Below are 14,790 nucleotides of genomic sequence, written 5' to 3' on the forward strand. Positions count from 1 at the left end.
GTACATACGAAGGCAAGAGGTTAGCACTTTGTAAGGGGTGTGAAAATATGTTTAAATTTAATGATGAAAAAGGTCAATTAAAATGTTCTTTCTGTGGTAAAACACAAACGCAAGTTCGAAAGTTAGTTGCAGGTCCAGGTGTTTACATTTGTGACGAGTGTATCGAACTTTGTACTGAAATTGTACAAGAGGAGCTTGCGAAGGACGAAGAAGTAGAATTCAAAGATGTACCGAAACCGGTAGAAATTCGTGAAATCTTAGATGAGTATGTCATCGGACAAGATAACGCGAAAAAAGCACTAGCGGTAGCGGTATATAACCATTACAAACGCATTAATTCTAACAGTAAAATTGATGATGTAGAATTAGCGAAGAGTAATATTTCACTTATTGGGCCAACTGGTAGTGGTAAAACATTATTGGCACAAACATTAGCGCGTATTTTAAATGTTCCATTTGCAATCGCGGACGCAACATCTTTAACAGAAGCTGGTTATGTAGGGGAAGATGTAGAAAACATCTTACTAAAATTAATCCAAGCAGCTGATTATGATGTAGAGAAAGCGGAAAAAGGAATCATTTATATTGATGAGATTGATAAAGTGGCACGTAAGTCCGAAAATCCATCAATTACACGTGATGTATCTGGTGAAGGTGTACAGCAGGCACTTCTGAAAATTTTAGAAGGTACTGTAGCGAGCGTTCCACCTCAAGGTGGTCGTAAGCATCCGCATCAAGAGTTCATTCAAATTGATACAACGAACATCCTATTCATTTGTGGTGGAGCGTTTGATGGCATTGAGCCAATTATTAAACGTCGCCTTGGTGAGAAAGTAATTGGATTTGGTGCCGAGAAGAAAAATGCTGATGTAAATGAGAAGCATGTTTTATCTCACGTTTTACCAGAGGATCTTTTAAGATTCGGTTTAATTCCGGAGTTTATCGGTCGTCTTCCAGTTATTGCGAACCTAGAGCCGCTTGATGAAGATGCTCTTGTAGATATTTTAACGAAACCGAAAAATGCACTTGTTAAGCAATTCCAAAAATTATTGGAGCTTGACGATGTTGAGTTAGAGTTTGAAGAAGGTGCACTAGTTGAGATTGCGAAAAAAGCAATTGAACGTAAAACAGGTGCTCGTGGACTTCGTTCTATTATTGAAGGCTTAATGCTTGATGTAATGTTCGAACTTCCATCTCGCAAAGATATCGAGAAGTGTATTCTGACGAAAGAAACAGTAGCTGATAATGAACCGCCGAAATTGGTGTTACAAGACGGTACTGTACTTGATACAAAAACATCTGCATAGTGCGAAGAAGAAACAGCAATTTTTATAATTGCTGTTTTTCTTTATGTTTAGCTATGTTCCTCCGCGGAAATACTAAATGATAAAACATTGCGGGAGGAAATAAATTATGAGCTGGACAAATATATTTTTACTTGTTCAACTTGTTTTTGGTGTAATTGTCGGATTGTATTTTTGGCATTTACTTCGAAATCAGCGAACACAAAAAGTTTCAATTGATCGAGAATCGAAAAAAGAATTAGAACAGCTTCGTAAAATGCGTGAGATTTCTTTAACAGAGCCGCTTGCGGAGAAGGTACGTCCTACATCCTTTTTAGATATTGTAGGGCAAGAGGACGGGATTAAGTCGTTGAAAGCGGCTCTTTGTGGTCCGAATCCGCAACATGTAATTATATATGGTCCGCCAGGTGTCGGGAAGACAGCGGCAGCACGCCTTGTATTGGAAGAAGCGAAACGCAATCCGAAATCTCCATTTCGTACGAATGCAACATTTATCGAACTTGATGCGACGACAGCAAGATTTGATGAACGTGGTATTGCAGACCCATTAATTGGTTCAGTCCATGATCCGATTTATCAAGGGGCAGGTGCAATGGGGCAAGCGGGTATCCCACAGCCGAAAAAAGGGGCTGTAACAGATGCGCATGGTGGTATTTTGTTCATTGATGAGATTGGTGAATTACATCCAATTCAAATGAACAAAATGTTAAAGGTGTTAGAAGATCGGAAAGTATTTTTGGAAAGTGCGTACTATAGTGAAGAAAATTCGATGATTCCAACGTATATACATGATATTTTTCAAAAAGGTTTGCCAGCCGATTTTCGCTTAGTTGGGGCGACGACACGTTCGCCAGAGGAGATTCCTCCTGCTATTCGGTCACGCTGTTTAGAAGTGTTTTTCCGTGAGTTAGATACAGAAGAGATTCAAAAAGTAGCGAAGAATGCAGCTGATAAAGTGGAAATGCAAATAGGTAAAAATGGTGTTGAAATGATCGGGATGTATGCAAGAAATGGACGAGAAGCAATTAACCTTGTACAAATTTCTGCTGGTATGGCAATAAATGAAGAACGTTCTTTCATTAAAGATGAAGATATAGAGTGGGTTGTTCACTCTAGTCAACTTACACCGAAATATGAAAAACGTATTTATCCTATTCCGAGAATCGGTCTTGTAAATGGACTTGCTGTATACGGACCAAATACAGGCGCGTTATTAGAAATTGAAGTAACAGCAATCAAGGCGAAAGATAAAGGGTCGGTAAATGTTACCGGGATTGTGGAAGAGGAAAGTATTGGTAGTCAAACGAAATCCATCCGCCGTAAAAGTATGGCGAAAGGTTCTGTAGATAATGTATTAACAGTACTTCGTTCTCTAGATGTGTTGCCAGAAGGGTACGATATACATATTAATTTTCCAGGTGGTATCCCAATTGATGGGCCTTCGGCAGGTATTGCTATGGCAACAGGTGTATATTCAGCAGTGCATCGTACGTATGTGAGTAATGAAGTAGCGATGACCGGTGAGATAAGTATACACGGGGAAGTGAAACCTATTGGTGGTGTGTACGCAAAAATAAAAGCTGCGAAAAAAGCAGGTGCTAAGAAAGTCATCATTCCTGCTGAAAACATGCAACCGTTTTTGTATACAATAAAAGGAATTGAAATCATTCCTGTTCGTAAGTTAAAAGAAGTATTTGAGCTAACATTTATGCAGGAAAATATGCATCGAGACCTTGATATACATACTACTGTAGACGAAACAGATGCACAATCAATGTGAGAATGAACGATAATAAAATTTGCCAGACTTCGTTTAAGTTTGTATGCTTAAGCGGAGTCTTTTTTCCTTTTTAAAAGGGAGAAAAAACGAGGGATTTACAATTGCGGAAAATCTCTGCAATTGCATCTAGATGTATTGTAATATAAAATAGTTGAACAGGAGTTTAATTTATTATGGAGGTGCTATGTCTAGTATGAATACGAATGAAAGAATCGTACCCCTCCTACCATTAAGAGGCGTTCTCGTATATCCAACGATGGTTCTGCATCTTGATGTAGGACGTGATAAATCGATACAAGCACTAGAGCAGGCGGCAATGGATGAAAATATCATCTTTTTAGCGATGCAAAAAGAAATGAATATCGATGATCCGAAAGAAGATGACATATATAGTGTAGGTACAGTGGCGAAAGTGAAGCAAATGTTAAAATTGCCGAACGGTACGCTTCGTGTCCTTGTAGAGGGTTTACATAGAGCTGAAGTAGTAGAGTTTATCGAAGAAGAGAATGTAGTGCAGGTTTCTATCAAAACGGTAACTGAAGAAGTGGAAGATGATCTAGAAGAGAAAGCTCTTATGCGTACATTACTGGAGCATTTCGAACAATATATTAAAGTTTCGAAAAAAGTTTCAAATGAAACATTTGCAACGGTAGCTGATGTGGAAGAGCCAGGAAGATTAGCTGATTTAATTGCTTCTCACTTGCCGATTAAAACGAAGCAGAAACAAGAAATCTTAGAGATTGTATCTGTGAAGGAACGATTACATACACTTATTTCAATTATTCAAGATGAACAAGAGTTACTTAGTTTAGAAAAGAAAATTGGACAAAAAGTGAAACGTTCAATGGAGCGCACGCAAAAAGAATATTTCTTACGTGAGCAAATGAAGGCGATTCAAACTGAACTTGGTGATAAAGAAGGTAAGGGCGGGGAAGTTGAAGAACTTCGTGAGAAAATTGAACAATCAGGAATGCCTGAAGAAACAATGAAGGCTGCACTGAAAGAATTAGACCGTTATGAAAAGTTACCAGCAAGTTCTGCGGAGAGCGGTGTTATTCGTAATTATATGGATTGGTTATTAGCACTTCCGTGGAAAGAAGCGACAGAAGATATGATTGATCTTGCTCATTCTGAAGAGATTTTGAACAAAGATCATTACGGGCTTGAGAAGGTAAAAGAGCGCGTACTTGAATATTTAGCTGTGCAGAAGTTAACGAATTCATTAAAAGGACCTATCCTTTGCTTAGTAGGACCTCCTGGGGTCGGGAAAACATCGTTAGCGCGTTCGATTGCAACATCATTAAATCGTAATTTTGTCCGTGTATCCCTTGGTGGTGTACGTGATGAATCTGAAATCCGTGGTCACCGTCGTACGTATGTTGGAGCGATGCCAGGACGCATTATTCAAGGTATGAAAAAGGCGAAAACAGTTAATCCAGTCTTTTTATTAGATGAGATTGATAAAATGTCTAACGACTTCCGTGGAGATCCATCAGCGGCATTACTTGAAGTGTTAGACCCAGAACAAAACCATAACTTCAGTGATCATTACATTGAAGAACCGTATGATCTATCGAAAGTTATGTTTGTAGCAACTGCGAATACACTTTCAAGTGTTCCAGGTCCGCTGCTTGACCGTATGGAAATTATTTCGATTGCTGGCTATACAGAACTTGAAAAAGTTCACATTGCCCGTGAACATTTATTGCCGAAACAATTAAAAGAGCATGGCTTACGAAAGGGTAATTTACAAGTACGTGATGAAGCACTTCTTGAAATTATTCGTTATTATACACGTGAGGCCGGTGTTCGTACGCTAGAGCGTCAAATTGCAAAAGTTTGTCGTAAAGCAGCAAAAATTATCGTTACAGCAGAACGCAAGCGTATTGTAGTAACAGAGAAAAACATTGTTGATTTACTTGGTAAGCACATATTCCGTTATGGGCAAGCTGAAAAAACAGACCAAGTTGGTATGGCAACAGGGTTAGCGTATACAGCAGCAGGCGGTGATACACTTGCGATTGAAGTGTCTGTAGCGCCAGGTAAAGGGAAATTAATTTTAACAGGGAAACTTGGGGATGTTATGAAAGAATCCGCACAAGCAGCGTTTAGCTATATTCGTTCTCGTGCAGAAGAACTTCAGATTGATCCGAATTTCCATGAGAAAAATGATATTCATATTCATGTTCCAGAAGGAGCAGTTCCAAAAGATGGACCGTCAGCAGGTATTACGATGGCAACGGCACTTATTTCTGCACTAACAGGTATTCCTGTAAGTAAAGAAGTGGGGATGACAGGTGAAATTACACTTCGTGGTCGTGTATTACCAATTGGTGGTTTAAAAGAAAAAACATTAAGTGCTCACCGCGCAGGCTTAACAAAAATTATTTTGCCAGCAGAAAACGAGAAAGATTTAGATGATATTCCAGAAAGCGTAAAAGAAAACCTTACGTTTGTGCTTGCATCTCATTTAGATGAAGTATTGGAGCACGCATTAGTAGGAGTGAAACAATGAAAGTAACAAAAGCAGATATTGTAATTAGTGCTGTTAAACCAGAACAATATCCAGACAGTGATTTACCAGAAATTGCATTAGCAGGTCGTTCAAATGTCGGGAAGTCTTCCTTTATTAATAAAATTTTAAATCGTAAAAAGTTAGTACGTATTTCTTCTAAACCAGGGAAAACGCAAACGTTGAACTTTTTCTTGATCAATGAGATGATGCATTTTGTTGACGTTCCAGGTTATGGATATGCGAAAGTATCTAAAACAGAGCGCGCAGCATGGGGCAAGATGATTGAGACTTACTTTACAACACGTGAGCAATTAGACGCAGCTGTATTAGTAGTTGATTTACGTCACCAACCGACAAATGATGACGTGATGATGTATGATTTCTTAAAGCATTATGAAATCCCAACAATTATTATTGCGACGAAAGCCGATAAAATTCCGAAAGGGAAATGGCAAAAGCATTTAAAAGTTGTAAAAGAAACGCTTGCTGTTGAAATTGGCGATGAAATCGTTCTATTCTCTTCTGAAACAGGACTTGGAAAAGAAGAAGCGTGGAAGGCAATTCATAGAATGACAAAAACAAAAAACGCGTGACGAATGTCGCGCGTTTTTTTTATTTACTAAATTTTTTTATCGTACGTTTAATGTAACCTCAATATTACCTCTTGTTGCTTTCGAATAAGGACATACACCGTGAGCGGCTTCTACAAGTTCTTGTGCTTCGTCATGAGAGACGCCAGCAACATGTACATCAAGTACAGCAGATAGGCCGAAACCACCATCTGTATCTTTTCCGATAGAAACGTGAGCAGTTACTTCTGTACTTTCTACTTTCACACGTTTTGTACGAATGACAAGTTGTAATGCACTATCAAAACAAGCGGCATAACCAGCAGCAAATAGTTGTTCTGGATTCGTTGCCTCTCCGCCTGCACCACCTAGTGCTTTCGGCATTTTTACATCAAGATTTAATATGCCATCATCTGAAATTACTTTTCCGTTTCTTCCACCTGTAGCAGTTACTGAAGCAGTATATAATTTATCCATGTTTATTCCCCTTTTCTATCATTAATTGTTTTCATTGTTTCAATTAGTTTATTTAATTGAATTAATAAAGAACGATATTCTTGTTCTGTAATTCCTAAATTTGTTGCCATTGTTTTCGGCAATGAACAAGCCTTTTCTTTTAAGTCTTTACCTTGTTCTGTTAATTTAATACAAACTTTGCGCTCATCTTCTTTGGAACGAACGCGTTTTACAAGTTTTAATGATTCCATTCGTTTTAACATAGGTGTTAACGTACCGGAATCTAAAAATAGACGTTCTCCAATTTCTTTTACTGTTAGTCCATCTTGCTCCCATAGTACGAGTAAAGTAATGTACTGGGGATACGTAATACCCATATCTTCTAAATATGGTCGATAAAAGCGGGTAACTTCTTTAGAACAGGCGTAAATAGAAAAACAAAGTTGGTTATCTAGATGTAAAGAATTCTCTGTCATACATAACTCCTTTCTAATTAAGTTGTGCACAATTTAATTTTATAAAATCAATATAACGAAAAAGAAATACAATGTCAAATACATTGTATTGAGAAAGTTTGTGCTACAATTTGGAACAATCATACATATTTTTCTTCATGATGAAAGAAGATAGGAAAGATGATGTTATAATTCATATGGAATAGTTTCCATCACTTGATTATGAGGGCTTTTTTTGGTAACGTACAAATAGAGTTATTAATTTATAATCATTATAAAGTAGAAAGTCTTTATTAGTTTTACTGAATCTCCTTTATTACATACGGAGAATAAATAAAAAATAATCGGTTGTTCACACGATTGTCAGATTCATAAGAGGAAAGTTGTATTATGATAGTAGATAAAGTGATAAAACGGGTGAAGGGGGACATGCTGCGTGCATATTCTTGTTGTTAGTGTAAATTATCGAACAGCCCCTGTAGAATTTCGTGAGAAACTCACATTTCAGGCAGCAGAGCTAGAGCAAGCAATGACTACATTACAAAATCAAAAGAGCGTGTTAGAGAATGTCATTGTATCAACTTGTAATCGCACTGAGATTTACGCTGTTGTCGATCAATTACACACGGGACGGTATTATATTAAGAAGTTTTTAGCTGATTGGTTTCAGCTTGAAATAGAAGAAGTCGCACCATATTTAACCATTTTTGAACAAGACGGTGCAATAGATCATTTATTCCGCGTGACGTGCGGTTTAGATTCTATGGTAGTTGGAGAAACACAGATTTTAGGCCAAATAAAAGATAGCTTTTTAGAAGCGCAACAAGTAAAAGCGACAGGCACAATTTTTAATGAGTTGTTTAAGCAGGTGGTTACGTTAGCGAAACGTGCGCACTCAGAAACGACGATTGGTGAAAGTGCGATGTCTGTTAGCTATGCTGCTGTTGAGCTCGGAAAGAAAATATTTGGTGAGTTAACAGATTGTCATGTGCTTATTCTTGGTGCTGGTAAGATGGGTGAGCTGGCACTGCAAAACTTATATGGAAGCGGTGCTCGAAAAGTAACCGTCATGAATAGGACGTTTACGAAAGCGGAAGTAATGGCTGAGAAATATATGGGACATGCAAAGCCTTTAAGTGAATTGCAATGTGCATTATTAGAAGCAGATATTTTAATTAGTTCAACTGGTGCATCTGAATATGTCATTACGAAAGAGATGATAACAAAGGTAGAGAAAATGCGCTCTGGTCGTCCGTTATTTATGGTGGATATTGCAGTGCCACGTGATATTGATCCAGCGATTGATGAACTAGAAGGTTCTTTTTTATATGACATTGATGATTTGCAAGGAGTAGTGGAAGCAAATCGTGCTGAGCGTTTGAAAGAAGCAGAGAAAATTCAATTTATGATTGAAGAGGAAATTGTTTTATTTAAAACGTGGTTAAGTACACTTGGTGTTGTTCCGTTAATAGCAGCTCTTCGTGATAAGGCACTTGCTATCCAAAGTGAAACGATGGAAAGCTTGGAACGAAAAATACCGAATCTTAGTGATCGTGAGAGAAAAGTAATTAGTAAGCATACGAAAAGTATTATTAATCAATTATTAAAAGACCCAATTTTAGTAGCGAAAGAAATTGCTGCTGAAGAGGGAGCAGACGAAAAATTAGCGTTATTTGCAAAGATTTTCGACTTAGAAATGGAAGATGTAGAGAGTTGTGCGGAAGAAGTAGAACATAAAAGAGCGTGGACACCATCCGTTCCATCTTTATAATTTGGAAGGATGATCGGATGAGTTTTTTAAATAACAGTATTATTTATCATATTGCAATTATTTTATATGCTTGTAGCATTAGTTTATATTTTATAGATTATTTCCAAAGTAACCGAAAGGCGAACCGATTAGCTTTTTGGTTACTTTCGATTGTATGGGTTCTGCAGTCTATCTTTATGTTACTTAGGGCTACAGATTCAGAAACGAACCCTATATTAACTTTATTATCAGGGATTTATTTTTATGTTTGGCTATTGATTACGATGTCGTTAGTCATTAATCGATTTATGAGAATTGACTTTCTAGTCTTTTTTACAAATGTTGTCGCATTTGGCGTAAGCGCTTTTTCTATTTTTACACCGCTCGGAAAGATGTCGCCGGTACTGGCAGAGCAATTAGTTTCAGAACTTGTATATGTACATGTCGGTATGGCTATTATTTCTTATGCAACTTTTACTGTATCGTTCATTTTTTCTATTATGTATTTATTGCAATATCGCCTATTAAAAAAGAAAAAATGGAATGCGAGATTAAGAAGGTTAGGGAATTTACCGAAGCTAGAATCGATGTCTTACGGATTAAATTTATTTTCTGTTCCATTTTTCTTATTAGCTATTTTATTAGGATGCATATGGGGATATACGAAATTGGACAATTTCCATTGGTATGATACGAAAGTGATTGGGTCTTTTGTCGTTCTATTTGTATATTGTGCTGGCCTATATTTACGAGTGGCAGATGTGTTGCAAGGGAAGAAAATCGTGCAGTGGAACATCGGAGCATTTCTCGTAATGCTAATCAATATTTTTCTATTAAGCAGTTTATCCAACTTCCACTTTTGGTATTTATAATGAGGAGAGAGAATTATGCGCAAAATTATTGTAGGGTCACGAAAGAGTAAATTAGCATTAACGCAAACAAACTGGTTTATTGATCAGTTAAAAGCACTAGGTTTACCATATGAATTTGAAGTGAAAGAAATCGTCACAAAAGGTGATGTTATTTTAGATGTTACTCTTTCAAAAGTAGGCGGAAAAGGCTTGTTTGTTAAAGAGATTGAACATGCGTTACTTACGAAAGAAATTGATATGGCTGTACATAGTATGAAAGATATGCCGGCCGTACTTCCAGAAGGATTAATGATTGGTTGTACACCGAAGCGTGTTGACCCTCGTGATGCTTTTATCTCAAAAAGCGGAGCAGCGTTTAAAGAGTTAGCAGAAGGCGCTATTTTAGGTACGAGTAGTTTAAGACGCAGTGCACAATTATTAGCTGCGAGACCAGATTTACAAGTGAAGTGGATTCGAGGAAATATCGATACACGTTTACGTAAATTACAAGAAGAGGATTACGATGCAATCATTTTAGCAACAGCTGGATTACAAAGAATGGGCTGGGATAATGAAGTTATTACAGAACATTTAGATGAGACGTTATGTGTACCTGCTGTAGGACAAGGTGCATTAGCGATTGAATGCCGTGAGGATGATAAGGATTTACTACAGTTGTTAGCGCATATGAATGATGCAGTAACAGAAAGAACAGTGGCGGCAGAACGAGTATTTCTTCATAAACTTGAAGGTGGCTGCCAAGTTCCGATCGCTGGATATGCAACTCTTACAGAAAATGATGCAATCGAATTAACAGCTCTTGTCGGTTCTATGGACGGTTCTATTTTATTGAAAGAGATAGTAGTAGGAACTAATCCAGAGGAAGTAGGATTAGAGGCTGCGGACCGTTTAATTAAACAAGGCGCCAAAGAACTCATTCTTGCTGCAAATAAGGGGCAACAATAAATATGAACGCTCTCGCTGGCAAAACGGTATTAATTACACGTGCCCAGCATCAAGCGAAACAAATGAGTGTAGCGGTGAAAGAAAAGAGCGGAATTCCATTGGAAATTCCGCTTTTGCGTATGGAAGGTATGTCTCATAGGCAAATTCAACATATAGCAGGGCACCTGCATTCGTATGACTGGGTTATTTTTACGAGTAAAAATGGAGTAGCTTTTTTTCTAGATAGTTTGAGAAAGAAGCTACCCGCAAAGACTAAAATTGCTGCAGTAGGCGTGAAAACAAGGTTAGAGTTAGAAAAGCGGGGCTATCAAGTGGACTTCGTTCCAACTGCATTTGTTGCAGAAGTATTTGCAGAAGAGTTTGTAAAAAGACTAAGTGGAAACGAGTGCATTTTATTTCCGAAAGGGAATTTAGCAAGAGATGTAATTCCAGTTGCACTTCGCGAAATTGGTGTTTCTCTAGATGAGCTAATCGTATATGGTACGAAAGAGAATGTAGGGAAAAGGCAAGAGCTTATAGTAGCGTTAGAAGTAGGGAAAGTAGACATTATTACATTTACAAGCCCTTCAACTGTTACTAGTTTTGTTCGTTTACTTGAGGGTACAAACTGGAGAGAATGGACAAAAAACTGTACAATTGCTTGTATAGGGCCTATTACGGAAAAAGAGGCGATCCTTTATTTTCCACATGTTATTATGCCGAAAGAGTACACTGTAGAAGCATTACTACAATGCATTTGTGAATCTATAAAATAAAAGAATGGGGATAGAAATCTATGAACTCTTTACAATTTAATCGTCATCGTCGCTTAAGACAAAGCGGTAATATGCGTGCGCTTGTGCGTGAAACGTTTTTACATACGGAAGATTTTATTTACCCTATTTTTGTATTAGAAGGAGAAAATGTTCGTAATGAAGTGCCTTCTATGCCAGGCGTATATCAAATATCTTTAGATTTATTGCAAGCTGAAATGCAAGAGGTTGTTGATTTAGGTATTCGTTCTGTTATTGTATTTGGTTTACCTGCTGAAAAAGATGAAGTTGGATCATCAGCATATTGTGATCATGGAATTGTGCAACGTGCAATTAAGCAAATTAAAGGTGAATTCCCTGAGCTAGTAGTAGTTGCAGATACATGTTTATGTCAATTCACAAGCCATGGTCATTGCGGTGTAATTGAAGATGGTATTATTTTAAATGACGAGTCTCTTGCAGTTCTTGCGAAAACAGCTGTAAGCCAAGCGAAAGCAGGAGCGGACATTATTGCGCCATCAAACATGATGGACGGATTCGTAACAGCAATTCGCCATGCATTAGATGAAAATGGTTTTGGACACGTACCAGTAATGTCGTACGCTGTGAAATATTCATCAGCATTTTACGGACCATTCCGTGATGCGGCGCACGGTGCTCCGCAATTTGGTGATCGTAAAACATATCAAATGGATCCAGCGAACCGTATGGAAGCATTCCGTGAAGCAGAATCAGATGTAATGGAAGGGGCAGATTTCTTAATTGTAAAGCCAGCTCTTTCTTACTTAGATATCGTTCGTGATGTGAAAAATAACTTTAATTTACCAGTCGTTGCTTATAACGTAAGTGGTGAATATTCGATGATTAAAGCAGCAGCGCAAAATGGTTGGATTAATGAAAAAGAAGTTGTACTTGAAAAATTAATTAGCATGAAACGTGCAGGAGCAGATTTAATTATTACGTATCATGCTAAAGATGCAGCAAGATGGTTACAAGAAGGAGGCGCTAAATAATGAAAAAGTTTGATAAGTCGATTGCGGCGTTTGAAGAGGCGCAAGATTTAATGCCTGGTGGCGTAAATAGCCCCGTTCGTGCTTTTAAGTCTGTTGGTATGAATCCGTTGTTTATGGAGAGCGGAAAAGGCTCTAAAGTATATGATATCGATGGAAATGAATACATCGATTACGTATTATCATGGGGTCCTTTAATTCATGGTCATGCGAATGATCGTGTTGTTGAAGCTTTAAAATCTGTTGCTGAAAGAGGAACAAGCTTCGGTGCCCCAACGGAAATTGAGAATAAATTAGCGAAACTTGTTATTGAGCGCGTACCATCAATTGAGATTGTACGTATGGTTAACTCTGGAACAGAAGCGACAATGAGTGCGCTACGTTTAGCTCGTGGTTATACAGGACGTAATAAAATTTTGAAATTCATCGGTTGTTACCACGGTCATGGTGATTCGTTATTAATTAAAGCCGGTTCTGGTGTGGCGACGCTAGGTTTACCAGATAGCCCAGGTGTACCAGAAGGTGTAGCGAAAAATACGATTACCGTAGCGTATAACGATTTAGAAAGTGTGAAATACGCTTTCGAACAATTTGGTGATGATATTGCTTGTATAATTGTAGAACCAGTAGCAGGAAATATGGGTGTTGTTCCTCCGCAACCAGGATTTTTAGAAGGTCTTCGTGAAGTAACAGAGCAAAATGGTGCATTGCTTATTTTTGATGAAGTCATGACAGGATTCCGAGTTGCTTATAATTGCGGACAAGGTTATTACGGTGTAACACCTGATTTAACTTGTTTAGGTAAAGTAATCGGTGGTGGCTTACCAGTAGGAGCATACGGTGGTAAAGCAGAAATTATGCGCCAAGTTGCACCGAGCGGACCGATTTACCAAGCAGGTACTTTATCAGGTAACCCACTTGCAATGGCAGCAGGTTATGAAACGTTAGTACAGTTAACGCCAGAATCATATGTAGAATTTGAGCGTAAAGCTGAAATGTTAGAAGCTGGCTTACGTAAAGCGGCTGAAAAACATGGCATTCCGCATCATATTAATCGTGCGGGTTCTATGATTGGTATCTTCTTTACAGATGAACAAGTTATTAATTACGATGCAGCAAAATCTTCAAACTTAGAATTCTTTGCGGCTTACTATCGTGAAATGGTAGAACAAGGTGTATTCTTGCCACCATCTCAATTCGAAGGTCTATTCTTATCGACAGCACATAGTGATGCAGATATTGAAGCGACGATTGCAGCAGCTGAAATTGCAATGTCAAAATTAAAAGCCTAATTGTTGAAAGAAAATCGCTCTCCATAAGGGGAGCGATTTTTTTTATTCATAAAGTCAGCTTTCCATACATAAATCTGTAATGACATATAGTTTGGGAGGGGGAAAAAAAGTGGCAACAGATCATTCATTACGTTTTTCATTAAAAGAATCTGTTTGGTTCCAAAAAGGACAGGAAGTCGAAGAACTTTTGTCAATTTCGTTAGATCCAGACGTTGAGATAGAAGAGCTTGATCATGAAGTTATCGTGAGAGGGCAATTAGATTTAACGGGAGAGTATGTTGCGCGGCAAGATGATTCGGCTTATTCATTAAGAGATTTATCGCCAGCGAAGTCGATTGATTATGTAGAAACAAGGGAAGATGGGGTTAATGAACTTGTTCATTCCTTTCCGCTTGAAATATCAATTCCGAGAAACCGTGTGAAAGTAATTGAAGAACTATATGTATCTATTGAGGAATTTGATTATGAATTAAAGGAAAATGGTTGCTTACAATTATTAGCGGATATATCTATCACTGGTTTATGTGATGAAGAAAGAATCGAGGATGAAGAGGAAGAAACAGCGTATGCTGAGTTAGAGGCTGATTCCGCACAAGAAGATGAAAATAGACCCGCCATGCACGTAGAAGAACCAGTCTATAAGGAATCAGATGAGTGGGAAGATTACGCATTTGAACCGTTTCAACTAGAGGAAAGAAAAGAGCAGGAAGTAGAGGAAGAGGAAATAGAAGAACATGAATTTGTGGAGCGTGAAGAGGAGAAAGAATCAACGCCACAATTTGAATTGTTCGGAAGAAAAGATTTCAAGAAAGAAAAAGCGAAAAAACAAGAAGAGCAAGAAGAAGAAGCGTATTCACAGCGAGATGAAAATGCACTTTATTTAACGAAAATATTTACGAAAGAACCGGAAGAAGAATTTACAAAGTTAAGAATGTATTTCGTGCAAGAAGGGGATACAATCGAATCTGTTGCAGACCGTTATGAAACGTCTGTACAAAACTTATATCGTGTCAATCAAACAGAAGATATATATTTAACTGCGGGACAAATTATTTATATTCCTGTTTCAAGGGCAAAAGCGAAATAAGTG

13 protein-coding genes are annotated in these 14,790 nt (G+C 37.9%); 11 read left to right on the forward strand and 2 right to left on the reverse strand.

Annotated features, from left to right (window positions below):
- Positions 1 to 47 precede the first annotated feature (47 nt).
- From clpX to ysxC, 4 genes are all read left to right on the forward strand, one after another.
- Positions 48 to 1,307: an ATP-dependent protease ATP-binding subunit ClpX gene (gene clpX, locus RBB48_RS01075; RefSeq protein ID WP_000472285.1), complete on the forward strand. Its 1,260-nt coding sequence runs from the start codon at positions 48 to 50 to the stop codon at positions 1,305 to 1,307.
- A gap of 106 nt (positions 1,308 to 1,413) precedes the next feature.
- Positions 1,414 to 3,084, forward strand: a complete 1,671-nt coding sequence (gene lonB / locus RBB48_RS01080) for an ATP-dependent protease LonB (protein WP_000119166.1) — start codon at positions 1,414 to 1,416, stop codon at positions 3,082 to 3,084.
- Positions 3,085 to 3,268: 184 nt separating this feature from the next.
- Positions 3,269 to 5,599, forward strand: coding sequence for an endopeptidase La (gene lon, locus RBB48_RS01085; RefSeq protein WP_306007323.1), 2,331 nt, complete (start codon positions 3,269 to 3,271; stop codon positions 5,597 to 5,599).
- Positions 5,596 to 6,192 carry a ribosome biogenesis GTP-binding protein YsxC gene (ysxC, locus tag RBB48_RS01090; RefSeq protein ID WP_000869124.1) on the forward strand — a complete coding sequence of 199 codons (597 nt, stop codon included), beginning with the start codon at positions 5,596 to 5,598 and terminating at the stop codon, positions 6,190 to 6,192. The genes lon and ysxC overlap by 4 nt, the downstream gene beginning before the upstream one ends.
- A 36-nt stretch (positions 6,193 to 6,228) precedes the next feature.
- Here ysxC and RBB48_RS01095 read toward each other — a convergent pair whose 3' ends face one another.
- Entirely contained in the window at positions 6,229 to 6,645 is a 417-nt protein-coding gene (locus tag RBB48_RS01095; protein ID WP_048541345.1) for an organic hydroperoxide resistance protein, read from the reverse strand.
- 2 nt (positions 6,646 to 6,647) lie between these two features.
- Entirely contained in the window at positions 6,648 to 7,100 is a 453-nt protein-coding gene (locus RBB48_RS01100; RefSeq protein WP_098135087.1) for a MarR family winged helix-turn-helix transcriptional regulator, read from the reverse strand.
- A gap of 415 nt (positions 7,101 to 7,515) precedes the next feature.
- Here RBB48_RS01100 and hemA point away from each other — a divergent pair, with 415 nt between their 5' ends.
- From hemA to spoVID, 7 genes are all read left to right on the forward strand, one after another.
- Positions 7,516 to 8,850: a glutamyl-tRNA reductase gene (gene hemA, locus RBB48_RS01105; protein WP_098135089.1), complete on the forward strand. Its 1,335-nt coding sequence runs from the start codon at positions 7,516 to 7,518 to the stop codon at positions 8,848 to 8,850.
- 17 nt (positions 8,851 to 8,867) lie between these two features.
- Positions 8,868 to 9,701 carry a cytochrome c biogenesis protein gene (locus RBB48_RS01110; RefSeq protein WP_097889234.1) on the forward strand — a complete coding sequence of 278 codons (834 nt, stop codon included), beginning with the start codon at positions 8,868 to 8,870 and terminating at the stop codon, positions 9,699 to 9,701.
- Positions 9,702 to 9,716: 15 nt separating this feature from the next.
- Positions 9,717 to 10,646: a hydroxymethylbilane synthase gene (gene hemC, locus RBB48_RS01115; RefSeq protein WP_088609691.1), complete on the forward strand. Its 930-nt coding sequence runs from the start codon at positions 9,717 to 9,719 to the stop codon at positions 10,644 to 10,646.
- A 2-nt stretch (positions 10,647 to 10,648) separates the two neighbouring features.
- Positions 10,649 to 11,401 carry a uroporphyrinogen-III synthase gene (gene hemD, locus RBB48_RS01120; protein ID WP_088064513.1) on the forward strand — a complete coding sequence of 251 codons (753 nt, stop codon included), beginning with the start codon at positions 10,649 to 10,651 and terminating at the stop codon, positions 11,399 to 11,401.
- Positions 11,402 to 11,421: 20 nt separating this feature from the next.
- The gene (gene hemB, locus RBB48_RS01125; RefSeq protein ID WP_088064512.1) at positions 11,422 to 12,411 is read left to right on the forward strand and encodes a porphobilinogen synthase; all 990 of its coding nucleotides are present in this window, start codon (positions 11,422 to 11,424) and stop codon (positions 12,409 to 12,411) included.
- A complete protein-coding gene (gene hemL / locus RBB48_RS01130) occupies positions 12,411 to 13,700 on the forward strand; it encodes a glutamate-1-semialdehyde 2,1-aminomutase (RefSeq protein ID WP_088609690.1) in 1,290 nt (429 codons plus the stop codon). The genes hemB and hemL overlap by 1 nt, the downstream gene beginning before the upstream one ends.
- Before the next feature lie 109 nt (positions 13,701 to 13,809).
- Positions 13,810 to 14,787, forward strand: a complete 978-nt coding sequence (gene spoVID, locus RBB48_RS01135; RefSeq protein WP_098135092.1) for a stage VI sporulation protein D — start codon at positions 13,810 to 13,812, stop codon at positions 14,785 to 14,787.
- The last annotated feature ends 3 nt before the right edge of the window (positions 14,788 to 14,790 follow it).

It is taken from the genome of Bacillus sp. MMSF_3353 (genome assembly GCF_030733445.1).
Classification (GTDB): domain Bacteria; phylum Bacillota; class Bacilli; order Bacillales; family Bacillaceae_G; genus Bacillus_A; species Bacillus_A wiedmannii.